This window comes from Pseudarthrobacter sp. TE9888 (assembly GCF_056279345.1).
In genome coordinates, this window is record NZ_JBWBRD010000002.1 from 839029 (window position 1) to 862209 (window position 23181).

The window sequence follows — 23181 nt, forward strand, 5'->3', positions numbered from 1 at the left end:
AGTCCCTACACCTCCGCCACCGGTGCCGCGAACTGGGCCTCGTACAGCCGTGCGTAGGCCCCGCCGGCGGCCAGCAGTGAAGCGTGGTTCCCCTGTTCCACGATCTGGCCGGCCTCCATCACCAGGATGAGGTCGGCGTCGCGGATCGTGGACAGGCGGTGCGCAATCACAAAGGACGTCCGGTCGGACCGCAAAGCGCTCATGGCCTTCTGCACCAGCACCTCGGTCCGGGTATCCACCGAAGACGTCGCCTCGTCGAGGATCAGCACAGAGGGCGAAGCCAGGAATGCCCGGGCAATGGTCAGCAACTGCTTCTCGCCGGCGGACACGTTGGACCCTTCATCGTCGAGGATGGTGTCGTACCCCTCGGGCAGCGAATGCACGAACCGGTCCACGTACGTTGCCCGCGCCGCCTCCAAAACTTCAGCAGAAGACGCGGCAGGCCGCCCGTAAGCGATGTTGTCCCGGATGGTCCCGCCGAACAGCCACGTATCCTGCAGCACCATCCCCATCCGCGAGCGCAGGTCGTGCCGGCTCATGGTGGTGATGTCCACCCCGTCCAAAGTGATCCGGCCGCCGTCGAGCTCGTAGAACCGCATCATCAGGTTCACCAGCGTCGTCTTGCCCGCCCCGGTCGGCCCCACAATCGCCACCGTCTGCCCCGGCTCAGCCGCCAGGGACAGCCCGCTGATCAGCGGCTTGTCCGGCGAATAGGAGAAGGAGACATCCTCAAAGACCAGCCGCCCGCGCGCTGCACCATCAGGGCTCTGCAAGGCAGCCCCCACAGGATCGGCGGACTGCTCCTCCGTATCCAGCAGCTCAAACACCCGCTCGGCAGAAGCAACGCCGGACTGCAAAAGGTTCGCCATTGAGCCCAGCTGCGCGAGCGGCTGGGTGAACTGCCGTGAGTACTGGATGAACGCCTGCACATCGCCCAGCTGCATCGCACCGGAGGCCACCTGCAGGCCACCCACCACGGCGATCCCCACGTACACCAGGTTCCCAATGAACGTCATGGCCGGCATGATCAGCCCCGAAATGAACTGCGCCCCGAAGCTCGCCTCATACAGCTCGGCGTTCTTCTGCCGGAACCGCTCCCCCACCTCACGCTGCCGGCCGAACACCTTCACCAGCGCATGCCCGGTGTAGGTCTCCTCGATCTGGCCGTTCAGCTCGCCGGTGTTCTTCCACTGCTGCACGAAAAGCTTCTGCGAGCGCTTGGCGATCAGCGTGGTGATCCCCAGCGTCAGCGGGATGGTCACCAGCGCGATCAGTGCCAGTGTGGGCGAGAGGATGAACATCATCACCAGTACGCCCAGCACGGTCAGTACGGACGTCACGGCCTGGCTGATGGACTGCTGCAGGCTCTGCGAAATGTTGTCCACATCGTTGGTCACCCGGCTGAGCAGCTCACCGCGCTGGATCGAGTCGAAGTACCGCAGCGGCAGCCGGTTGATCTTGGCCTCAATCTGCTCGCGCAGCCCGAACACCGTCCGCTGCACCACGCCGTTGAGCACATATGCCTGCCCCCACATGAACGCCGATCCCAGCACGTACAGCACGAGGGCCCACGTCAGCACGCTGGCCAGCGCAGAAAAGTCGATCCCCGCGCCCGGCGTCAGCGTCATCGCGCTGAGCATGTCCGCCTTCTGGTTGTCCCCGGACGCCCGCAGCATCGCAATCAGCTGCGCCTGCGTCATTCCGGGCGGCAGTTGCTTGGACACGACGCCGGAGAAGATCAGGTTGGTGCCCTCGCCCAGCAGCCGCGGCCCGATCACCTGCAGCACCACGCCCGACACCGCCATGGCCAGCACCAGCACCAGCCAGAACCGCTCCGGCCGGAGGGTTCCCAGCAGGCGTTTGGCGGAGCCGCCGAAGTTCATCGCCTTTTCCGCCGGCACGTTCATCCCGGCAAATGGGCCGCCCCGTCCGGGTCCGCCGGCAGGACGGGGAATGCGTACGACGTCGGCCTGGCCGGGTCCGGAAGCGGGCGCACCTTTGGCGCCGCGTGCGGGAGCGGGTCCGTGGCTCATACCGTCTCCTCCGCTGCCAGCTGGGACGAGACGATTTCGCGGTACGTCTCCGAAGCCTCCAGCAACTCGTGGTGCGTGCCCTGTGCGACGATCCTGCCGTCGTCGAGCACCAGGATCTGGTCCGCATCGACAATGCTGGAGACGCGTTGGGCGATGATCACCATGGTGGCGCCTGCAATGTTGCGCTTCAGCGCCTGGCGCAGCCGGGCATCCGTGCCGGTATCGAGGGAGGAGAACGAATCGTCGAAAATGTACAGTTCGGGCCGCTTCACCAGTGCCCGGGCGATCGCCAGCCGCTGCCGCTGCCCGCCGGAGACATTGGTGCCGCCCTGCGAGATGGGCGCGTCCAGTTTTTCGTCCATCTGCTCCACGAAGTCCCGGGCCTGGGCGATCTCCAGCGCGCTCCACAGCTCGTCTTCGGTGGCGTCCGGGTTGCCGTACAGCAGGTTGCTGCGCACGGTGCCGGAGAAGAGGTACGGCTTCTGCGGGACCAGCCCGATGTGCCCCCACAACAGGTCCGGGTCCAGGTCCCGCACGTCCACGCCGTCCATCAGCACCGCCCCGGAGGTGGCGTCGAACAGCCGCGGCATCAGGTTCACCAGGGTGGTCTTGCCCGAGCCGGTGCTGCCGATGATCGCGGTCACCTGTCCCGCCCGGGCGGTGAAGCTGATCCCGGAAAGGACAGGCTGGTCGGCACCCGGGTAGGCGAATCCGACGTCGCGCATTTCCAGCTCACCACGCCGGACCGCGCTGGTGACCGGCTGCTCCGGCGGCATGACGCTGGAGCTGGTGCCCAGCACCTCGCCGATCCGGTCCGCGGACACCGACGCACGCGGAATCATCACGGCCATGAAGGTGGCCATCATGACGGACATCAGGATCTGCATCAGGTAGCTCAGGAACGCGATCAGCGTGCCCACCTGCATGGACCCGTCCTCGATTCGGAACGCGCCGAACCAGATCACCGCCACGCTTGAGACGTTCAGGACCAGCATGACGGTGGGGAACATCAGGGCCATCAGCCGGCCTGCGCGGAGGGCGACGTCGGTAACGTCCGCGTTGGCGCCCGCGAACCGTTCGGTTTCCATGTCCTCGCGCACGAACGCCCGCACCACCCGGATGCCGGTGAGCTGCTCGCGGAGCACCCGGTTCACGGTATCGATCCGCGCCTGCATCTTGCGGAACAGCGGCACCATCCGCGTGACGATCAGCCCGACGGCGATCAGCAGCACCGGGACGCACACGGCAATCAGCCACGACAGTTGGGCGTCCTGCCGGATGGCCATGATCACCCCGCCAATGCTGAGCATGGGCGCCGCCACCATGAGCGTGGCGGACATCAGCACCAGCTGCTGCACCTGCTGGACATCGTTGGTGGAACGGGTGATGAGGCTGGGCGCACCAAACTTGGTGACTTCCTGTTCAGAGAACTGCCCCACCCGCTCGAAGATGGCGCCGCGCAGGTCCCGGCCCAGGCCCATCGCGGCCTTGGCCCCGAAGTACACGGCCACCACCGAGCACGCGATCTGGGCCAGGGTGATCAGCAGCATGACGCTGCCGGTGGACAGGATGTAGCCGGTATCGCCCCGCGCCACGCCCTGGTCAATGATGTCCGCGTTCAGCGTGGGCAGGTACAGGGACGCGATGGACTGCGCCAGCTGGAAAACCACGACGGCGGCCAGCAGCGGCCGGTGCGGCCGCAGGTATTCGACGAGCAACTTCCAGAGCATACGAAAAAGGCCCTCACCTGACGGAGTGTCCACAAAACGTGGTGCGAAGGTCAGTGTACGTCCGGGAGGAGCGGATGATCCTTACAGTTGGCTGGGAAAAATGGCAGGTTCTCCCACGGCGTATTTAGCGGACCCGCCGGGATACAGCGGCACCGGTGGGTACTTTCGTGTGAGACAACTGGATGGATGGCGCCAACCGCGCCCCACCCCACCGAAGGATGGAAGAAACAACGATGTTTGCCGGCACACGGAACCCCCCTCAGCGCACTGCCAGGTTCGGAGCCGCCTTCATCGGCGTCCTGCTCATCGCAGTCAACCTTCGGGTGTCCTTCGTCAGCGTCGGACCCGTCCTGGTCAACATCAGCACCGACCTGGGCTTGTCCAGTGCCGCAGCCGGATTCCTCACCGGCCTCCCGCTCATAGCCTTCGCTGTCTTCTCACCCCTGGCGCCCGGCTTCGCCGCCCGCCTGGGCCTGGACAGGGCACTGTGGATGTCACTGCTGACCCTCGCCTCGGGCATCGTGCTCCGCTCCCTGCCTGTGCCCGGCTTCATCTGGGCCGGGACGGTCCTGATCGGCGTGGCCATAGCGTTCCTCAACGTCCTGGTTCCCTCCCTCGTGAAACGGGACTTTCCGTTGCGGGTCAGCCAGGTCACCGGCAGCTACACCGCTGCCCAGGCCGCGTTCGCCGCGGTGGGGGCCGCCGTCGTCGTTCCCGTGGCGCAAACCTCCCCGGCAGGGTGGCGGCTGGCCCTGGGAGCCTGGGTGGGGCTGGCCCTCATCGCCATGGCCGTGCTCCTGCCCTGGCTGCGCCGGCACGGGACAGCCAGCAGCCATTCCGCCAGGACCGAAACCTCGCACCGGTCGCCCTGGGGCTCAGCCCTGGGCTGGCAGGTCACTGCGTTCATGGGGCTGCAATCGATCGCCTTTTACGTCCTGATGGCTTGGCTGCCCACCATTGAGCAGAGCCGCGGGATTCCCGCCACCACTGCCGGCGTCCATCTGTCGGTCTTCCTGTTGATCAGCGTGTTCGCCAGCCTGGGGGCGGGCGCGGTCCTGCACCGGGGACGGGACCAGCGGCTGGTGTCCTTCACCAGCGGGGCGTTGGTGTTCGTAACCTTCCTGGGCCTTGCGCTCGCGCCTGACCTCATCCTCCTGTGGGTCCTGCTGGGCGCCGTCGGATGCGGAAGCCTCATTGTCATCGCCCTGTCGCTGTTCAGCCTCCGGACAGTGAACCATCCGCAGGCCGCATCACTGTCCGGCATGGCCCAGTCCGTGGGCTACGGCCTGGCCGCGGTGGGCCCGGTGGCCTTTGGTGCGCTCCGGGATGCCAGCGGGGACTGGACACTTCCACTGCTCGGCACCGCCGGAGCCATGGCCGTCCTGGCAGTGGTGGGTCTGTTCGCCGGACGCGACCGCGTCATCAGGGAATCAGCCGGTCGGCCCGGTATCGGTCAAACAGCGAGGTAAAGGCATCCAGCGTCCGGCGATACCCGGTAAAGCCCGCGTCCCGGCTCTTGCCCATGTCCGTCACCACCTCGATGCCGCGCCCCAGGTCTCCGTCCGTGTGCCACCAGCTCGCCACGCGGTTCAGGTCGGGTTCGCTGAGGTTGTTCTCCGCGGCGATCTGCCGCCACTGCTCCTCCCGCCCTGCCATCGACTGCTCCAGCGGACGCGGGCCGCCCTGGTACCCCTCCCACTCCACACCGAAGTAGGCGGAAAGCTTCGGCCACATCCAGCGCCAGCGGAACACGTCGCCGTTGACGATGTTGAAGGCCTCGTTGGCGGCCGCAGGGGTAGTTGAAGCCCAGAGCATGTGCTCGGCCAACAGGCCGGCGTCCGTCATGTCGGTCAGGCCGTCCCACTGCGTTTTGGAACCGGGGAAGACAAAGGGCTCCCCGCTGTCCCGGCATAGGGTGGCCTGCGCGGCAAGCGTGAGTCCCATGTTCATGGCGTTGCCTACCGCATGCCCTATAACGGTGTGGGCGCGGTGCACGGACCAAGTGAAACCCTGCTCCCCTGCCGCGGCCCACAGTTCGTCCTCTTGGGCGTAATAGAAGTTCCGTACCGGCAGTCGCGGCTCTTCCTCGTGGAAGGGCGTGTCCGGCATCTCTCCCGCCGCGTAGGCCTCAAACGGTCCCAGGTAATGCTTGAGCCCGGTCATCAGGGCAACGTGTGCCACCTCCTTGCCCCGCAGCGCCGCGAGCAGGTCCCGCAGCATGCCCGCGTTGACGGCGATGTTCTCTTCCTCGGTGTCCCGGCGCGACCAAGCGGTAAAGAACACCCGGGAGGGATTTTCCGGACCAAGGACGGCGGCCAGCGACTCAGCGGAGGTCAGGTCCGCGGATAGCCACCTGACGCCGGAACGCCCAGGGCCTGGCCGGCGGGACAAGGCGAGGACCTCCCAGCCCTCGCCCGCGAGGGTATCCACGAGGGCAGACCCCGCGATGCCGGTGGCTCCGACTACCAGCGCAGTCCGTCCGTTTCCCGTTGCTGTTCCTGATCCGGTGGTCATGGTGCTCCTCTTGGTAGGTGCCTGGTTGCGTCCGCGCGCGGCCGCGGCCCCACGCGTGGGCGGAGGCGGCCGCGCTGCGTCACGCCGGGACGTCGGGCCGGCAAGGGCCCTTAGGCGACAAGCCGGTGGCCCGGGCAGATATTCCGGTGGACGGAAATTGCATGAAAGCGTCCGGCCCCGCACGTCCGATCAGGGCGATGACAGGCCGGGTTTCACCCCTGGCGTAGGAGGGTCTCCCCCTGTCACCCGTCCATGGTCAAATAGGAGGGTTGCACCGGCTGCCCGAGTCCAACCGCGGCCTCGGCCCAACGGAAGGAAAAAGCACATGACCGATCCCCAAGACCATCCCCCGGTCCCCACTCCCGGGAGCGCACAGGGCCTGGACCAGAAGGTTGAGGGCGGGTGCCCGGTGGCCCATGGCAGCGCCACCGCCCAGGGCAGTGAAAGCGAAAACCCGGCGATCGATTCCCCGCAACCCAAGGGAACCCGCCCGCGGACCAACCAGGACTGGTGGCCCAACCAGCTGGACCTGTCCGTGCTGCACACGCAGGGCCAGGCAAGCAACCCGCTTGGCCCGTCCTTCAGCTACCGCGAGGAATTCCAGAAGCTCGACGTCGATGCCCTCAAGCAGGACATCAGCCAGGTCCTGACCACTTCCCAGGATTGGTGGCCGGCGGACTTCGGCCATTACGGCGGCCTGATGATCCGCCTGAGCTGGCACGCTGCGGGCACTTACCGCGTCTTTGACGGCCGCGGTGGCGCGGGCGACGGCAGCCAGCGCTTCGCGCCGCTGAACAGCTGGCCGGACAACGCCAACCTGGACAAGGCCCGGCGCCTGCTGTGGCCGGTCAAACAGAAGTACGGCCAGAAGCTTTCCTGGGCGGACCTCCTGGTACTCGCCGGCAACGTTGCCCTTGAGTCCATGGGCTTCAAGACGTTCGGCTTCGCATTCGGCCGCGAGGATGTGTGGGAGCCCGAGCAGATCTTCTGGGGCCCCGAGGACGCCTGGCTCGGCGATGAGCGGTACACCGGCGAGGGCACCATGGCGGACAAGGTCGGCTCCACCGAGATGGGCCTCATTTATGTCAACCCCGAAGGCCCCATGGGCAACCCGGACCCCGTGGCTGCTGCCGCGTTCATCCGTGAGACGTTCAAGCGCATGGCGATGAACGATGAAGAGACTTTCGCTCTGATCGCCGGCGGCCACACGTTCGGCAAGACGCACGGTGCCGGCCCCGCCGACGCACACGTGGGACCGGAACCCGAGGGCGCGGACCTGGAGGCGCAGGGCCTGGGCTGGCTCAGCACCTACGGCAGCGGCAAGGGCGGCGACACCATCACCTCCGGCCTGGAGGTCACCTGGACGGACAAGCCCACGCAGTGGAGCAACCGCTTCCTGGAGATCCTCTTCGAATACGAATGGGAACTGGTCAAGAGCCCCGGCGGCGCCCACCAGTGGGTCGCCAAGGACGCTCCCGAGATCATCCCGGATGCGCACGACCCCAACAAGAAGCACCGGCCCACCATGCTGACCACGGACCTGTCGCTGCGCTTCGACCCCACCTACGAGCAGATCGGCCGGCGGTTCCTGGAGAACCCGGACCAGTTCGCGCTGGCCTTCGCCAAGGCCTGGTACAAGCTGCTGCACCGCGATATGGGACCGGTGGGCCCGCACATGCTGGGGCCCTGGGTTCCGGAGGCACAGCTGTGGCAGGATCCGGTCCCCGCCGTCGACCACGAACTGATCGGCGAACAGGACATTGCCGGGCTCAAGGCCAAGATCCTTGACTCCGGACTGACCATCCCGCAGCTGGCCAGCACCGCCTGGGCATCGGCTGCAACCTACCGAAAGACGGACCGCCGCGGCGGCGCCAACGGCGCCCGGATCCGACTGGAGCCGCAGCGCAGCTGGGAGGCCCACGAGCCGGAGCAGCTGGCTGCCGTGCTTCCCGTACTCGAGCGGGTGCAGGAGGAGTTCAACTCGGCACAGGCCGGCGGCAAGAAGGTTTCACTCGCTGACCTGATCGTCCTGGGCGGCGCCGCCGCGGTGGAAAAGGCAGCAGCCGACGCCGGGTTCCCCGTCACGGTGCCGTTCCGTCCGGGCCGCACGGACGCCACGCAGGAACAGACCGACGTCGAATCCTTCCAGTACCTGGAGCCGCGGGCCGACGGGTTCCGCAACTATCTGCGCCCCGGTGCGAAGGTCCAGCCGGAGACCCTCCTGCTGGACAAGGCGTACATGCTGGACCTCTCCGCGCCCGAGATGACGGCGCTGGTGGGCGGCATGCGTGCCCTGGGCACCAACGTGGCCGGCTCCAGCCACGGTGTGCTGACGGACAAGCCGCAGGTCCTGACGAACGACTTCTTCGTCAACCTGCTCTCGCCCGGCACCAAATGGAAGGCGTCGGAGTCGGAGGAGAACTCCTACGAGATCACCGATGTTGCCACCGGTGAACTCAAGTGGACGGCCACCCCGGTGGACCTGGTCTTCGGTTCCAACTCCCAGCTGCGGGCACTGGCCGAGGTCTACGCCAGCGATGACGCCAAGGAGAAGTTCGTGAACGACTTCGTGGCCGCCTGGGCAAAGGTCATGGAACTGGACCGGTTCGACCTGAACTAGCCTCCACAATCCAGGCTCCGGGCCGGCTGCATTCCGCAGCCGGCCCGGACCTGCTGAGGCGGCTTTATTGGTCGGCCGGGAAGCTGATGACCGCCGTGGTCCCGCCGCCGGGCGATTCCTTCAAGCTCAATTCCCCACCGTGCGCCTCAACAATGCGGCGGCAGATGGCCAACCCAAGGCCGGAGCCGTGCCCGTCACCGTCGCGGTGCAGCCGGACCAGTGGTTCCAGCACGCGCTGCCGGTCCACCGGCGCAATGCCCTTGCCGTTGTCCGCCACCAGCACAGTGGTTCCGTGGTAATTCGAAATGCCGCTGATGCGCACGCTGAGGTCCCGGTCCGGGCTCCGGTAGTTCATGGCATTGGCCACCAGGTTCTGCAGCAGGGTGCGCAACTGCCCGGGGTCCACGTGGAGCTTCATCTCCCCGCTGTCCAGGACGGCGCCGGGCCCGAAGGACAGGCCCAAATCCCTGGCCACTTCGGCCGCCACGTCCTGAAGGGATACGTGCTGCCGCTGGAGGACACCGCCCATCCGTGAGTAGGTCAGGACGTCCTCAAGCATGGTCAGCATGCGGTGGCCGCTGGCGCCGATGATCTGCAGATACTCGGCCGCCGGGTGGTCCCCGTCCACTTCATCCTCTGCCATCTCCACGTAGCCCAGCATGGTGGTGAGTGGTCCGCGCAGGTCATGGCTGACGCGTCCTGCAAACTCCGCCAGCTTGGCGTTGCTTTCCCGCACCTCGTCGAGGGCACTGTTCAACTGCAGCGTGCGCCGCTGGAGCTCAAGCAGCTGCACTGCCTGGCGGGCCAGGATCTCCAGCATGTCCAGCTGGTCCTTATCGGGTGTGCCCGCAGAATTGGAAAAGACGCACAGCGACCCCAGCACGAACCCGGACGACGTCTCCAACGGAACCGAAGCATAGAACCGGACGGCGGCAATTTCCCCTGTCACAAACGGATTCGATGCGAGGCGGGGGTCCAGGGATGCGTCCGGGACAACTGTTGTCTTCCCCGAGAGGAAGACTTGTGCGCACATGGAGTCCTCCCGGGCGCAGACGGCGGCCTCAAAGCCGACGGCGGCCACCTGCTGTTGCTCATCGGACGTGACAACGTTAATCACGCCGTAGGGGACGCCGCAGAGCTTTGCGGCAAGCTGGACAAGGTTTTCGAGGGGTTCCGTTGAAAGCGCCTGATCAACGCTCCGCTGGCGTCCCCCGCCGTTGGCGAAGGTGAATCCGTACTCCTGCAGTAATTCGTCCCGTCCGAGTGGATCGCTGAGCGCTGCTGTCATCGAGTGCGTGCCAACCATGAACGTCCCTTCCCAGACCGCAAAGGGGTCCCCGGGGAGATAGTACAGGCCACCACCCGTGTCCCGGGAATACGTTTCCCCGCTCCTCTGCCGCGGGCCGGGATCCAGAGGCATTGCTCCGGCAGGCGGCATAGGATCCAGTTATGGCCCAACTCATCGTCCCGGACCCAGCCCTCCACTCTTCCTGGCTGGAAGGAACTGCGGAGTTCCAAGGTGCCCACCTGGACGGCGCAGGCGCCGAGGGCTGGTCCCCGGACGATCTCCAGGACCCCGCCGTCTTTGGCCGCTTCGTCGATGCCCTCATCAAAGACGCGCAGCCGGAAACCGTGCGGAAGCCGGGCTACGTGCCCTGCACCTATCTATGGATTGCCGACGGCGGCACCTTCCTTGGGTCCCTGGCCATCAGGCACGGGCTGAACGACCACCTCCTCAACGAAGGGGGGCACATCGGCTACAGCGTCCGGCCCTCCGCCAGGCGCCGCGGCCATGCCGCGAAAGCACTTGCCGATGCGCTGCCCCTGGCACGGGCATTGGGAATCACGCAGGTTCTCCTGACGTGCGACGAGGACAACGCCGGCTCGCGGGCAACCATCGAAAAGAACGGCGGCCAATACGAGGACACGCGCAACGGCAAGCGCCGCTACTGGATCGACACCGAGTAGCCGGCGAACGCGTGCCAAACTTGGCGGGTGATCACAGAACACGCGCTGCTTCCGGTCATACCCGGCCGGGAAGAGGACTTCGAGGCAGCTTTCGCCCAGGCCCGGCACATCATCGCTTCAATGCCGGGCTTCCTCGCCATGTCTTTGTCGCGCTCGATTGAATCTCCCCAAACGTACCTGCTGCTCGTTGAATGGGAGTCGCTGGAAGACCATACAGTGGGCTTCAGGGGATCCCCGGGGTACCAGCAGTGGCGTTCTTTGCTGCACCGCTTCTATGAGCCGTTTCCGGTGGTGGAGCACTTCGAAACAGTTAGCGCCGCGCCGAAAGCCGCGTCATAAGCCGCGCCGCGGACGTTGGGGGGAAGCCCCCGCGCGAGTCTCGCTCCAGCGCGGGGGCTCCTTGCTTCCTGCCGGGGAACTGGCGTTGGAAACAGTTATAAATTACCGGCCGGTAGCTTGCGGAAATCACAGATTGCAGCGGCTTTGGCCAATCTTGATGGAACTTTGAGGGTGGCCCCGGGTCCCTTCAATCTGCGGGGCCCTCTAGTCCGCGAGGCCCTTTAGTCTGCCGGGCCCGCCGCGGCGTCGGGGTCCTCCTCCGGCTCAAAAGTGTTGGGCTCGGCCCCACCGGAGATCCCGACGCCGTCTTTCCCGCCGGGGATCCCGCCGTCGGGGTTGCCTTTCCTGGCGGCCGTGTCCTCCTGCGGCTCGTCCTCAGGCAGTGAATCAGGTGAATTGATGGACATCGCTCCTCCTTCTGTGGCTGGGCCTCAACGCTAACAGCCGGTGCCGGAAAAGGCTCCGGAACAGCTTGAGGTTTTCTGCCCGTCCCCCAAAAACCGCCGCCCGCTAGCTGCCGGGTGCCGCTGCCCGCTGCTGCCTCAGGATGTAGCGCTGGAGCTTTCCCGACGGCGTCTTGGGCAGGTCCGCAACGAAGTGGATGCGGCGCGGATAGGCATGGGCGGCGAACTGCGTCTTGACCATGGTCTGGAGTTCAACCAGCAGGGCATCACTGGCGGCGGTGCCGTCCGCCAGGACCACGTAGGCCTCCAGGACTTCACCGCGCAGTTCGTCGGGAGCGCCCACCACAGCACATTCCAGGACCGCCGGATGCGTGGCCAGGACGCTTTCCACGTCGAACGGGCCAATCCGGTATCCGGCCATGATGATCACGTCATCATCGCGGGAGGAGAAGAAGTAGTAACCGTCCGCGTCCACCATGCCCGCGTCCCCGGTCAGGTACCACTTGCCGTCCGCGCTGAACCTTTCGGCGGTCTTCTTCGGCGCATCCTGGTAGCCCTTGAACCACATCATGGGACTTTCCGCCACGTTGACGGCGACGCGGCCCAGCTCGCCGGGCGCGGCCGGCTCGTCGGCATTGTCCTTGAGGACCGCGCAGCTCCACCCCGGCAAGGGCCGGCCCATGGAACCCGGCCTCAGTTCCGTCCTCACATCGTCATGCCAGGCGTTGATGATCATCATTCCGTGTTCGGTCTGCCCGTAGTGGTCCCGCACCGGAACGCCCAGCACCTCCCGGGCCCAGCTGATCACTTCAGGGGTCAGCGGTTCGCCGGCGGATGAAGCGCGCCGAAGCTGGAACGGCCCGGTTCCGGCGCCGGCCTTGGCCCGCATGGTGCGGTACACGGTAGGCGCGGCGGCGAAGTTGGTCACCGAGAACGCCTCCAGCACCTTGAAGCTGAGTTCCGGGGAGAACCCGGGGCGCAGCAGGATGTTCCGCCGTCCCGCCGCCATGGGACCGAGGATCCCGTAGTACAGGCCGTACGCCCAGCCGGGGTCTGCGGCATTCCAGAAGACATCCCCTTCACTGACGTCCAGGCCCAGTTCGATGTACTGACGGAACGCTGCCAACGCCCGGACCGGCACCGGCACGCCCTTGGGGGCGCCCGTGGTGCCGGACGTAAAGATGAGGACCAGGTCGCCGTCCCCTCCCACAGCTTCGGAGGCGATCCCCGGCCGCTGCCTGGCCAGGAGCGGCGTGAGCGCCAGGTCCGGCGCGGAGGCTTCTTCGCCGGCAACCACCACGGCGGCGCCGGTTTCCTGGATCTTCGCCCGCTGGTCGGGGTCGGTGATCACGGCCTTTGCCCCGGAGGCGGTCAGCCGTAATTCGATAGCGGGCCATGCAAAGGCCGTAAACAGCGGGACATGGACCGCTCCCCGCCGCCAGATGGCCAGGAGCATGACCACCAGGTCTGCCGACTTTCCCATCAGGGTGGCTACGGCGTCCCCGGGACCGATGCCCAGCTCGGCCAGGGCTGCGGCTCCCCGTTCCGAGCGTTCCCGGAGCGCGCCATAGGTGATGTCCTCCGCGGAAAGATCGGCAGCCACCACCGTGAAGGCAACGGCGTTCGGGTCATGGCCGTCGCAGAGGAGATCGGCCGCGCAGGCCTCCGGGGCGCCATAGGTGGCAAGAAGGGCATCAACGGCTGGAACCAGACGGGACATTCGTTCTCCTTCGAACAACAGCACCTTGAAACACCGGCATTTGTAACACCGTGGAATCAACCTACTGCACTGAGATGGCCGTCACATGCCGCGCACTGCTGTCATGCGCCGACAGGTCAGCCCTTGGCGCCGGGCGGCCGGATGATCCGCCGCTGCGTTGCGGCGGCGATCGCGGCAGTGCGGTTGTCCACACCGAGTTTGCCGTAGATGTGCACCAAATGCGTCTTCACGGTCGCTTCCGAAATGAACACCTGCTTGGCGATGGCGCGGTTGGACAGGCCCGTGGCCAGCAGTTCCAGCAACTGCACTTCCCGTGGGGTCAGCGAGGTCCCGGGGTTGCTGATCCGGCCCATCAGCAGCGCTGCGGCCCGGGGCGCCAGGACCGTGCCGCCGGCGGCCGCCTGCAGCACCGCCTGCCGCAACTGCTCTGGCGGCGCGTCCTTCAGCATGTAGCCGCTCGCCCCGGCTTCCACCGCGGCGAGGATGTCCGCGTCCGTGTCATAAGTGGTGAGGATGAGCACCGGCGGCGGTGCGTCGAGCTTCCTGATTTCGGCGGTGGCGGTGACGCCGTCCATCCCCTCCCCCATCTGCAGGTCCATGAGGACAACATCGGGTGCCTCGTCCAGGGCAGCGAGCCGCGCCAGTTCCCTCAGCGCCGCCCTCCCGTCAGCGGCCTCCGCGGCGATCGAAATGCCCTCAAAACCGGTGAGCATGGCACGCAGCCCGGCGCGGACCACCGGGTGGTCGTCCACCAACAGAACCCGGACCTCACTCACAGTTCCTCCACCGGGAGCCGGATGGCCACCACCGTGCCTTCGCCCGGCGCCGACTCCACCGTCAGGGTCCCGTTCAGGGCGGCCACTCGTTCCAGCAGCGAGCGCAGCCCAAAGCCGCTGCCGTCCGCTGCGCCCGCGGCACCTGCCGCAACCTCCGGATCGAAGCCCGTGCCGTCGTCGTACACGTCCATGGTCACTTCACTGCCCAGGAAGGCAAGGCTGACGACGGCGGTGCTTGCCCGGGCGTGCTGGCGGACGTTCGCAAGGCTCGCCTGCGCCGCGCGCAGCAGTGCTACGCGGGCGGGCTGGGGCAGGTCCTGGACTTCCCCGTCCACCTCCAGCCGGCAGCGCAGCGACACCCCCGCAGCCGCAGCGTCGGTCTCGGTCCTGCCGCACAAGCGGTCCAGGGCCTCCACCAGGGTGGTTCCCTCCAGCTGGGGCGAAGCCAGGCCGCGGACAAAGCTGCGGGCCTCGGCCAGGTTGTCCGCCGCGGTCTGCTGCACCAGCGCCAGCCGGCCCGAAGCCGTGGCGTCATCACCGTCTGCGAGCGACTGCTCCGCTGCCCGCCCCAGCAGCACGATGCTGGACAGGCCCTGCGCCAGGGTGTCGTGGATTTCCCGGGCCAGCCGCTCCCGCTCTGCCAGCACGCCGGCCTCATGCTGGGACCGGGCCAGTTCCTCACGGGTCCGCCGCAGCTCATCCGCAGCGCGCCGCTGGTTTTCGGCCTCGCGGTACAAAGCCGCGTAGGCCAGGCCGGTGATCACCGAGAAAATCGCCCCCAGGACAGGCCCCACCACGGCCGCCGCATGCGGAACCGGAGCACCGCTGGCGGCCCACTGGGAACCGATCACCGCTGCCGTCATCAGCGCGATGGCCAGGAGCGCGGCACGCCGCGGCAGCAGGTGCAGGTGGAGGAAGAAGATGGGGAACGCGAGCCAGGCAAAGTCGGGGCTGCCTGCGAGCAGGAGCGCCCACAGGGCCGTCACAAGGCCGAGCCACAGCACACCGTAGCGGCGGGGAGCCACCCCGGTCCGCCCCTCGGCGTGGCGCTTTTCCAGGACCGTGCCGGCCAGGTAGAGGGCAGCAAGGACGACGGCGGCGCCGGCCCACACCCAGCGCACGGTACCTCCCGCCATCAGCATCCGGACCAGGCCGACGGCCAGCAGCAGCGCAAACCCCGTGTGCAGCGTGACCCGCAGGACCCTCAGGATGGCTGCCGACGACGCGTTTACCAGGGCGTTCAATGGCCCTCGCTTGGGGATACCGCCGCGCGCTTCCGGTGGTTGCGGCAGGGGCGTGGCAGGCATTTCACCAGCTTATGCCGGGAGCACGTGCCGGGAATCAACCAAAAGGTTGACTCCGGTATCAACCCTTCCATTCCCGTGGATCAACCATTCCCGCGATCCCCGGGCAGGCTCCTGCCAGGAGAGTGGAACTACAGAACAATCCACCCCTGCTGAGAGAAGAAACAACGTGTTCCTGGCAATCCGCGATATCCGCTTCGCCAAAGGCCGGTTCGCCATGATGGGCGGCGTCGTAGCCCTGATCACCCTCCTGCTGGTCATGCTGTCCGGCCTGACCGCGGGGCTCGCCGAGCAATCCACGTCCGCCATCGGAAGGCTTGGGTCGTCCGCCGCCACACCCGTGGACGTTATCGCCTTCGGTGCCCCCGGCTCCGGCTCCCCCAAGGCGTCCTATACCGAAAGCTCGGTGACCGCCGTGCAGGTGGACAGCTGGAAGGGCCAGCCCGGTGTCCGTTCTGCCGAACCGCTGGGCGTCACCCAGACAAGGGCACAGACGGCGGATGGTTCGGGGACGGCGAATGTTGCCGTGTTCGGCGTTTCGCCGGGGAGTCCGCTGGCGCCCGTGGAGGTCTCCACCGGCACGGCCGTGGTGGGCGCCTCGGTGGCGGAGGCTTTGTCGGTGGGCCAAGGGGACAAGGTGTCCCTGGGCGGCGTGGAGCTGTCCGTCGCCGCCGTGGTGCCGGACCAGTGGTACGCGCACACCAGCGTGGTGTGGACCGCGCTGCCCGCATGGGCCAAAGCTGCGCACGTGTCCGACGCCGGCCAGCTGGCCACCGTCGTCGCCGTTACCTACGCGGACGGGGCGGACGTCGACCGGGCCGCCGCCGATTCCGCCGCGCACACGGTCAGCGAATCCCGCACGGGATCTTTCCAGGCGCTGGGCTCCTTCAAAAGCGAGAACGGGTCGCTGACGCTGATGCAGGCGTTCCTTTACGGAATCTCTGCACTGGTGATCGTCGCCTTCCTGACCGTGTGGACCATCCAGCGCACCCGCGACATCGCCGTCCTGAAAGCCATGGGCGCACCCAGTTCCTACATCCTTCGGGACGCCATGACCCAGGCCGCCATCGTGCTGCTGGCCGGCGCCGGAACCGGAGGGGCCGTGGGTGCTGCCGCCGGCTTCTTGGCCGCGCAGGCCGCCCCCTTCCAGCTGAACCTGGTCACCACGGTGGTTCCCGTCGTCGGGATCGTTGCCCTGGGCCTGGCCGGCGCGGCGCTGGCCGTCCGGCGCGTCACCAAGGTCGACCCGCTCCTGGCGCTCGGCGGCAACTAACCCCTCCTCCCTCCCTTTGAAAGGAAACGTCATGGCCACAACCGCTCCCCTGAATCTGCTCAACGTCACCCTCGAATATCCCGACGGCGGCCGCACCACCACCGCCCTGGACCGGGTCAGCCTCACCGCCGAAGCCGGCCGGCTGGTGGCACTCGTCGGCCCCTCAGGCTCCGGCAAATCCAGCCTCCTGGCCACCGCCGCCACCCTGGTCCGCCCCACAAGTGGCCAAGTCATCATCGACGGCACCGACACCGCGGGGCTCCGCGACAAGGAACTTACAGCCCTGCGGCGCGGGAAAGTGGGCATCATCTTCCAGCAGCCCAACCTGCTCCCGTCGCTCACCGCCGTCGAACAGCTCGTCATCAGCGACCACCTGCGCGGAAAGTCCGCCAAAGCGGCAAAGGCGCGGGCCGCCGAACTGCTGGACGTCGTCGGGCTGTCCGCCAGCGCGGGGAAACTTCCGCACCAGCTCTCCGGCGGCCAGCGCCAGCGCGTAAACATTGCCCGGGCGCTCATGGGCAGCCCCAGGGTCCTGCTGGTGGATGAGCCGACGGCGGCACTGGACCACGAACGGAGTGCCTCCATTGTGGCGCTGCTTCGGCAGGTGACCACCGAATTCTCGGTGGCAACGGTGATGGTCACCCATGACACCGAGTTCGTGCCGCTGACCGACGAGGTGGCCACCATGCGGGACGGCCGGCTCACGGCGCCGGTGCTGGCAGGCGCCTGACGGTAACGACGCAAAACAGCCCCGGCGGTGCCACCCACCGGGGCCGTTTTGCGTTCGTAAAAAGGCCGCGGACTAACCCTTGGGGGTCACCTGCAGGCGGTCGAAGGACACCTGTTTGGCGTCCTTGTCCAGCACCACTACGTCGTCGCGGCCGTTCGGCACGTCGGCAGGCAGGATGAACTCCACCGTGTTAGCCGTGGTGGGGAAGATCCAGCCGATCCGGTAGCTGCGCTTGTTGAGGTAAACGTAGTACCACTGCCCGTAGTCGAGGCCCGCGAGAACCACTTTCTGGCCGTTGCGGTACTTGTCCGCGGTGCCGAGGTCCGACGGAGGCGTCTGGCCTTCAAAGTCCTGGACCGCCAGCGCCGGCGCGGATTCGGGTTGCGCGGGCTGCAGGTTGAGCCGGATGCTCCCGCCGGCCACCGATGCCGTAATGCGCTTGGCACCGTTGTCCGCGGCGGCCTCGAAGCTGACGGGCGCCAACTGGCCGGCGGAGACATCAGCCGCGGTCAGGACATAGTCCCGGGTGGCGGTCACGCTGCTGCCGGCGGCCAGCAGCTGTTCACTGATGCCCGCGTCCGGGGCTGAAACCGCTGTCAATGCCACGTTTCCGGCGTTGCCCAGGGTGTAGGTGTAGGTGACGGTATCGCCCGCTGAGGCGTACCGGTCGCCGTCGGCGTCCTTCCATTCCGCGTCGACGGTGCCTTCAAGCCTGGCGTCGCGCACTTTCAGGTCCACCTCGCCGCCGTTAACGGCATAGGTTCGGGTGGCCTGGCCGGCGGCGCTGACCTCCCAGGAGGTCTCGGGGACGAAGAACCCTTGGGCTGCTTCCTCGGCGGTGACGGTGTGACGGGGAGTGGCGCAGGTGTAGGACTGACCGGCGGGCAGGACGCTGTAACGGCAGTTGCCCGGGCCGTCCGGGACAAACGGGCTGAAGTTACCGGCGGTGGGTACCACCTTTTCCACCAGGGGGCTGGTGTTGGTGACGTCGAACTTATAGGGGAACGCCTCCCCCGCGCTGTACGGCTGCGCGGCCAGGTCCCGGCCGGCGTCGTTGCGGCTGCCAGCGATGGAGGCGGCCGCCAGGCCATCACGCAGTGCCACGGCGGCGCCGGTGAAGGGAACCATCTTGGTGAGCGACGGCGTCGCGCTGGCAGTAATGCTGAATGCCGCCTCCGGGACGAAGTAGCCGCGCGCCACGTCCTCGGCCGTTACCGTGTGCTTAGCCGTGGTGCAGGTGTAGCCGGCACCTGCAGCCAGGTTGTTGAACCGGCAGTTAGGGGCCGACGGCGGGAGGAAGCCGGCGTCGAAAGTACCGGAAACGGGCACGGAATTGGCGGTGACGTTGGCCGTGCTCCTGACGTTGAACGTGTAGCTGAGCACGTCGCCGGCCTGGTACGGGCTGGCGGCAACGTCCCGGTCCGGCGCGGAACCGGTGATGGTGAGGCCCACCTGCGGGGACACCGGCACGGTGGCCGTGAAGGTGGCCTGCGAAACCCGGCCGTCCGCCGTCGTGAACGCCGCGTTGAGGTTCTGCGGGCCGCTGGCGTTGGCCGGGGCGGTGAGGTCCACATTCACGGTCGCGGAGGCACCGGGTGCGACATCAGGCACGGGCACCGTGGTGGCAGACCAGCCGGACGGGGTGTAGACGGTGGCGCTGGCGCCGGAAAGCGTTGCGGCTTCCTGGTTGGTCACTGTCACGGCCACCTGCTTGGTGGCTCCCGGTGCGGTGGTGACGGCGGGGACCGCCAGCGGGGCGCAGGCGTAGTTCAGCCACGCGTCATCGAAGGAGGCGAACGGCATGTTGTCCGTGTAGTTGCCCTCGTACAGGACGCCGAACCTGCCTTCGTCCAGCGTGGTCACCGTGGAGTAGGCGGAGAAGCCGGATCGGATGGTGCGGAGTCCCGGCCAGGTGGCGCCGTCGTCGCAGGACACCCGGGCTGAAACGTTCTCACGCGCAGTCTTGGAATTCGCGTTGGTGAAGATCAGCTTCTTCGCATCGGCCGAGCCCTGCGCGGCGTTGGGGAACATCCGGGCGATAGCACCGTTGTTGGCCGGATCCGGCAATTCGGTGTCCTGCGTGACCGGCCCGTAGGTGGCGCCGCCGTCGGTGGAGACCGCCACCTTGCGGTAGCCCTGGTTGGCGTTGTCCCGCGAGTTGAGCAGGACCCCCCCGTCCGAGAGTTCCACGGTCTTGTTCTCATCCATCCGGTCACCCACGTTGGCGCCCTTGTGCCACGTAGCACCGTGGTCGTCGGAGTAGACGCTGTAGGCCTGGATCCTGTTGGTGCCGTCTGCCTGGCGGACGTCGCCGGCGTACTGCTGGATCAGGCGTCCCTTGTAGGGTCCGTATTTGAGCTGGATGCCTTCGCCCGAGGACGCGAAGTTGGACCTGACGTCGCCCGCCGCGGGGCTGGTCTTGCTGGTGCCTGGCTTGGTGACGCCGGTGAGGAGACGGGGCTGGCTCCACGTGGCACCGCCGTCGGACGATTCGATGACGGCGGAGGAAATGACGTTCCGGTCAGCGTCGTCGTTGCCGAACTGGCTGCCGCCGAAGCCCTGTTCCTTGGAGTAGACGAAGAACGCGAAGACCTTCCCGGCCTCGGCGTCGTAGATGAAGGACGGGTCGCTGTAGCCGTACTTCGGGCCACTGGCGTCGGCCACGTGCCCGGTGGCGATGACCTGCACCGGGCCCCACGTGCGGCCGCCGTCCGTGCTGCGGCGCTGCACGATGGAGTTGGGGTTGGGGGCATCGGCAGCACTGCCGGGCCGGCCGTCCCAGGCTGAGAGGACCACGCCGTTGCCCAGGTGTGCGAGCGCGGGGATCCGGTAGAAGAAGTTGTTGGCGGTCCGGTCTGCCGCCAGGTTCTGTTCCTGGAAGCTGCCCGGTGGAACAGTGGGGCTGCTGGACGGGATGGGCGCGGCCTCCGCGGGCAGCGCGCTGCCAGCCAGCACACACAGGGCCACGGCGCCCGCGCCGGCGGCCTTCCTCAGTGATCTTTTCCTGGTTCTTTTAGTGGTAGTTCGCAAACCATGTCCTTTCTGGACGCCGCGCGGCGGCTCGAGGGGAGGTAACGACGCCGAGGCTGCCCGCAAATGTGATTCTTGCTACATACGACGTCCTACCACCATAGGGTGGCGCGATCCGGAAAGCTAGACTAAACATGTGACGTCCTACCTTTCTCCTGAATGGCCCATTGCCACGCCGGCAGTGGAGCGTGCCCTCGCCACCCGCGGCCATGGCGGATACCGCCAGTACCGCATTCCTGCGCTCGCCGTCACCACTATCGGGACGCTGCTGGCCGCCTACGATGGCAGGCCGAACCTGGACGACCTGCCCAGCCCCATCGATCTGCTGCTCCGCCGCAGCACCGACAACGGCGCGACGTGGAGTGCACAGGAAGTAGTGCGCCGGGGCACCGGCCTGGAGGGTTTCGGCGACCCCAGCCTGCTGGTCGATGCCGAGACGGGGCGGGTCTTCCTGTTCCACGCCGCCGGAACACGCGCCGGGTTCTTCGAATCGACCACGGGAATGGACCATGGCGACGATGACGTCCAGCACTGCGACCTCAGCTGGTCTGACGACGACGGTGCCACCTGGCAGCACCGGCGCCTTACGTCCGAGCTCAAAGCCAGTTCGACCGCAGGCCAGGACATCACCGGCATGTTCGCCGCGGCAGGGCAGGGAATCCAGGTCCATTCGGGGCCGTTCCGGGGCCGGCTGGTGCAGCAGTTTGTAGTCCTGCGCGGCGGAGCGATCATGGCAGCCTCGGCCTGCAGCGACGACCACGGGGACACCTGGAGGTTCGGGGAGTTCATCGGCGCAGGAACCCATGACGCCGCACCGAACGAAAACAAGGTAACCGCCCTGGATGACGGACGCCTGCTGCTGCACAGCCGAGCCACGCCACGGCGGCTGGCTGCCACGTCCAGCGACGGCGGGCAGAGCTGGAGCGGCCTGGTTCCGGTCATGGACCTTCCGGACCCGAGTGATAACGGCTCGCTAGCCCGCTTCGACGGTCTGCCGGCGGTGAAGGGCCTGGCCACCCCCGCGACGGACCGGGTGGCTCCTGGCCACCAACAACCAGGACCCCGCCCTCCGGCGGAACACGGTCCTCAGCCTCTCCACGGACAACGGCGGGACGTGGCGCGCCGGGCTGGTCCTCTGCGCGGGCAGTTCCGCCTACTCCACTGCCGCCCGGCTGCCTGACGGCAACATCGGCGTCCTGTACGAGCGCCAGGGCTACCGGGAGATTGTGTTCGCCTCGATCCCACCCGGCCAGCTGACGGACCAGCTTCCAGCGCCCCAGACCCTGCCCGGCAGCAAGGAAGTGGACCGTGGCCTCACCTTCGACATGGAGCTCCGGTCCATCACACCCGGCCTCCCGGCAGTGTGGCAGCACGCCGGTGATTTCCACGCCATGGCGGCCGACGGCGGCGACTGGGGCCCGGCGTCCAAGGAGATCGGCCAGGGCTACTCCGCCGGGCAAACCCAGATTTTGGGCACCCGCGAGGCGCAGGACCTCAACTACGGCCCCATCATTCCCGGCTACAAAGCCGGGGACATCCTCGCCTTCACGGGAAGGGCAAGGAACGACGGCGGCACAACGGTCACGCAGGTCCGTCTCGCCGGGCCCGGGGCCCGGGATTTTCCCGCAACCGACCTGCCGCCGGGCCGGGAAGCGCTCTATTTCTCGCCCTCCTACACAGTGACGGCAGAGGATGCCGGGCGGGACACCTTGGAGCTCGAGTTTTTGGTTGAAGGGATGTGTGGCGGTTCGCCGGTACGGCGACGCAGGACGTTCCGGTTCGATATCAGCACCGGCCGCGTCAGCCTGGAAGGTTCCCTTCGACCAGGGCGCACATCTGCCTGAGCCGCTCCACCCTTTCCTCGACAGAGAGCCCGTGGCGGGGCAGGCCGATCTTAAACCCACGCATGGGCAGGTTGCCTGCGGCCTCGTTGCACCGATTAATTTCCGCGCGGTTCAGCAGGGAGCTGGACGGAGCCCCTTCGACTTCCACGGGCGGGAGGTGGGCATCGATCCAGGGATAACCAAATTCCGTCTTCTCCGGGGAACACCCGGAGAAGACCAGCCCGGCCAGAACCCCTGCCTCGCGGGCCAGGGACAGGTGCCCTGCCGCCGTCTCAGGCATGCCGGATTCAATGACCGACCGGCCCCAGTTGACGACCATCCCCACACGGCCCCAGCCTTGGGCCTTCAAGGAAACGGCGACGTCCACTTCGTCAGCAAAAGCCAGGAACCCTTTTTCCGGCCGGACACCCTCGCGCGGTGCATCGCAGTGCTCGATAAGCACCCGTACGGTTCCCCAGTCCCAGCTGAGGACTTCCTTGAGCGATTCCTCGAACCACCAGGCCGAGGCGCTGCCGGTCGGGGCGGAATGCAGCTCAACGCCCTCCACCACATGCCCGTCATCCTGAAGTCGCAGCACAAACTTCCTGAGGCCTGCCGCATGGTCGAGCGCTTCCCGCCGGGCGGAGGCGTCCCGGGAGCCAAGGCCGAAGGCTGGATTCCTTTGAAGGCGCTGCATGGTTCCGGGAATGGAGGTCACCACCGCGGACCAATGGTGCGGCGCGCCGGCGGGCCAGCCGGCTCCGCCGTACGGCCCATAGGGAAGTTCCAGTCCGCGGACGGAAGGTACTCCGGCGAGCGCTTGGTAGAACTGCTGCTGCAACTCATCGGGGTGGGCAGCATAGGCACCGACGATCAGGGACATTGAACCTCCAATTGCATTGCCAAGCGAAACCCAC

18 protein-coding genes are annotated in these 23181 nt (G+C 67.1%); 8 read left to right on the plus strand and 10 right to left on the minus strand.

Features of this window, described 5'->3' with window-relative positions; translation table 11 throughout:
* Positions 1 to 5: 5 nt before the first annotated feature.
* Positions 6 to 2033 carry an ABC transporter ATP-binding protein gene (locus ACZ9J7_RS04565; RefSeq protein ID WP_476207394.1) on the minus strand — a complete coding sequence of 676 codons (2028 nt, stop codon included), beginning with the start codon at positions 2031 to 2033 and terminating at the stop codon, positions 6 to 8.
* On the minus strand, positions 2030 to 3763 hold the full coding sequence (locus tag ACZ9J7_RS04570) for an ABC transporter ATP-binding protein (RefSeq protein WP_476207395.1): 1734 nt from the start codon (positions 3761 to 3763) through the stop codon (positions 2030 to 2032). Before ACZ9J7_RS04570 ends, ACZ9J7_RS04565 begins: the two co-directional genes overlap by 4 nt.
* A gap of 233 nt (positions 3764 to 3996) precedes the next feature.
* On the opposite strand from ACZ9J7_RS04570, the gene ACZ9J7_RS04575 reads away from it, so the two are divergent.
* Positions 3997 to 5232 carry an MFS transporter gene (locus ACZ9J7_RS04575; protein ID WP_476207397.1) on the plus strand — a complete coding sequence of 412 codons (1236 nt, stop codon included), beginning with the start codon at positions 3997 to 3999 and terminating at the stop codon, positions 5230 to 5232.
* On the opposite strand, the gene ACZ9J7_RS04580 is transcribed toward ACZ9J7_RS04575, so the two are convergent.
* Entirely contained in the window at positions 5186 to 6277 is a 1092-nt protein-coding gene (locus tag ACZ9J7_RS04580) for an SDR family oxidoreductase (RefSeq protein ID WP_476207399.1), read from the minus strand. The genes ACZ9J7_RS04575 and ACZ9J7_RS04580 overlap by 47 nt on opposite strands.
* A 325-nt stretch (positions 6278 to 6602) precedes the next feature.
* Between ACZ9J7_RS04580 and katG the strand changes: the two genes are divergently transcribed.
* Positions 6603 to 8897: a catalase/peroxidase HPI gene (gene katG / locus ACZ9J7_RS04585; RefSeq protein WP_476207401.1), complete on the plus strand. Its 2295-nt coding sequence runs from the start codon at positions 6603 to 6605 to the stop codon at positions 8895 to 8897.
* Positions 8898 to 8961: 64 nt separating this feature from the next.
* Here katG and ACZ9J7_RS04590 read toward each other — a convergent pair whose 3' ends face one another.
* On the minus strand, positions 8962 to 10203 hold the full coding sequence (locus ACZ9J7_RS04590; RefSeq protein WP_224023162.1) for a GAF domain-containing sensor histidine kinase: 1242 nt from the start codon (positions 10201 to 10203) through the stop codon (positions 8962 to 8964).
* 143 nt (positions 10204 to 10346) lie between these two features.
* On the opposite strand from ACZ9J7_RS04590, the gene ACZ9J7_RS04595 reads away from it, so the two are divergent.
* Positions 10347 to 10865, plus strand: a complete 519-nt coding sequence (locus tag ACZ9J7_RS04595; RefSeq protein WP_224023164.1) for a GNAT family N-acetyltransferase — start codon at positions 10347 to 10349, stop codon at positions 10863 to 10865.
* A gap of 27 nt (positions 10866 to 10892) precedes the next feature.
* On the plus strand, positions 10893 to 11204 hold the full coding sequence (locus tag ACZ9J7_RS04600) for an antibiotic biosynthesis monooxygenase family protein (protein WP_364401756.1): 312 nt from the start codon (positions 10893 to 10895) through the stop codon (positions 11202 to 11204).
* A gap of 221 nt (positions 11205 to 11425) precedes the next feature.
* Here the strand turns inward: ACZ9J7_RS04600 and ACZ9J7_RS04605 are convergent, their stop codons facing one another.
* From ACZ9J7_RS04605 to ACZ9J7_RS04620, 4 genes are all read right to left on the minus strand, one after another.
* Positions 11426 to 11611 carry a hypothetical protein gene (locus ACZ9J7_RS04605; RefSeq protein ID WP_476207404.1) on the minus strand — a complete coding sequence of 62 codons (186 nt, stop codon included), beginning with the start codon at positions 11609 to 11611 and terminating at the stop codon, positions 11426 to 11428.
* Positions 11612 to 11714: 103 nt separating this feature from the next.
* Positions 11715 to 13328: an AMP-binding protein gene (locus ACZ9J7_RS04610; RefSeq protein ID WP_476207406.1), complete on the minus strand. Its 1614-nt coding sequence runs from the start codon at positions 13326 to 13328 to the stop codon at positions 11715 to 11717.
* 116 nt (positions 13329 to 13444) lie between these two features.
* Positions 13445 to 14104, minus strand: a complete 660-nt coding sequence (locus ACZ9J7_RS04615) for a response regulator (protein WP_476207408.1) — start codon at positions 14102 to 14104, stop codon at positions 13445 to 13447.
* Complete coding sequence (locus ACZ9J7_RS04620) at positions 14101 to 15411, minus strand: sensor histidine kinase (protein WP_476207410.1); 1311 nt, start codon at positions 15409 to 15411, stop codon at positions 14101 to 14103. Before ACZ9J7_RS04620 ends, ACZ9J7_RS04615 begins: the two co-directional genes overlap by 4 nt.
* Before the next feature lie 166 nt (positions 15412 to 15577).
* Between ACZ9J7_RS04620 and ACZ9J7_RS04625 the strand changes: the two genes are divergently transcribed.
* Complete coding sequence (locus ACZ9J7_RS04625; RefSeq protein WP_476207411.1) at positions 15578 to 16681, plus strand: ABC transporter permease; 1104 nt, start codon at positions 15578 to 15580, stop codon at positions 16679 to 16681.
* Positions 16682 to 16712: 31 nt separating this feature from the next.
* On the plus strand, positions 16713 to 17411 hold the full coding sequence (locus ACZ9J7_RS04630; RefSeq protein ID WP_476207413.1) for an ABC transporter ATP-binding protein: 699 nt from the start codon (positions 16713 to 16715) through the stop codon (positions 17409 to 17411).
* Positions 17412 to 17483: 72 nt separating this feature from the next.
* Here ACZ9J7_RS04630 and ACZ9J7_RS04635 read toward each other — a convergent pair whose 3' ends face one another.
* Positions 17484 to 20366, minus strand: a complete 2883-nt coding sequence (locus ACZ9J7_RS04635) for a sialidase family protein (protein WP_476207414.1) — start codon at positions 20364 to 20366, stop codon at positions 17484 to 17486.
* Positions 20367 to 20577: 211 nt separating this feature from the next.
* On the opposite strand from ACZ9J7_RS04635, the gene ACZ9J7_RS04640 reads away from it, so the two are divergent.
* Together ACZ9J7_RS04640 and ACZ9J7_RS04645 are read left to right on the plus strand one after the other, a co-directional pair.
* A complete protein-coding gene (locus tag ACZ9J7_RS04640; RefSeq protein WP_476207416.1) occupies positions 20578 to 21621 on the plus strand; it encodes a sialidase family protein in 1044 nt (347 codons plus the stop codon).
* Between the two features lie 46 nt (positions 21622 to 21667).
* Positions 21668 to 22285, plus strand: a complete 618-nt coding sequence (locus ACZ9J7_RS04645) for a hypothetical protein (RefSeq protein WP_476207418.1) — start codon at positions 21668 to 21670, stop codon at positions 22283 to 22285.
* Here ACZ9J7_RS04645 and ACZ9J7_RS04650 read toward each other — a convergent pair.
* Positions 22242 to 23147 carry a DUF4862 family protein gene (locus ACZ9J7_RS04650; protein WP_476207420.1) on the minus strand — a complete coding sequence of 302 codons (906 nt, stop codon included), beginning with the start codon at positions 23145 to 23147 and terminating at the stop codon, positions 22242 to 22244. The two genes, ACZ9J7_RS04645 and ACZ9J7_RS04650, sit on opposite strands and share 44 nt — an antisense overlap.
* Positions 23148 to 23181 lie beyond the last annotated feature (34 nt).

Coding starts and splice junctions, on each gene's coding strand:
- ACZ9J7_RS04630 (WP_476207413.1), top strand. CDS start 16,713: ATGGCCACAACCGCTCCCCTGAATCTGCTCAACGTCACCCTCGAATAT.
- ACZ9J7_RS04620 (WP_476207410.1), bottom strand. CDS start 15,411: ATGCCTGCCACGCCCCTGCCGCAACCACCGGAAGCGCGCGGCGGTATC.
- ACZ9J7_RS04650 (WP_476207420.1), bottom strand. CDS start 23,147: ATGTCCCTGATCGTCGGTGCCTATGCTGCCCACCCCGATGAGTTGCAG.
- ACZ9J7_RS04580 (WP_476207399.1), bottom strand. CDS start 6,277: ATGACCACCGGATCAGGAACAGCAACGGGAAACGGACGGACTGCGCTG.
- ACZ9J7_RS04575 (WP_476207397.1), top strand. CDS start 3,997: ATGTTTGCCGGCACACGGAACCCCCCTCAGCGCACTGCCAGGTTCGGA.
- ACZ9J7_RS04590 (WP_224023162.1), bottom strand. CDS start 10,203: ATGGTTGGCACGCACTCGATGACAGCAGCGCTCAGCGATCCACTCGGA.
- ACZ9J7_RS04605 (WP_476207404.1), bottom strand. CDS start 11,611: ATGTCCATCAATTCACCTGATTCACTGCCTGAGGACGAGCCGCAGGAG.
- ACZ9J7_RS04595 (WP_224023164.1), top strand. CDS start 10,347: ATGGCCCAACTCATCGTCCCGGACCCAGCCCTCCACTCTTCCTGGCTG.
- ACZ9J7_RS04565 (WP_476207394.1), bottom strand. CDS start 2,033: ATGAGCCACGGACCCGCTCCCGCACGCGGCGCCAAAGGTGCGCCCGCT.
- ACZ9J7_RS04610 (WP_476207406.1), bottom strand. CDS start 13,328: ATGTCCCGTCTGGTTCCAGCCGTTGATGCCCTTCTTGCCACCTATGGC.
- katG (WP_476207401.1), top strand. CDS start 6,603: ATGACCGATCCCCAAGACCATCCCCCGGTCCCCACTCCCGGGAGCGCA.
- ACZ9J7_RS04570 (WP_476207395.1), bottom strand. CDS start 3,763: ATGCTCTGGAAGTTGCTCGTCGAATACCTGCGGCCGCACCGGCCGCTG.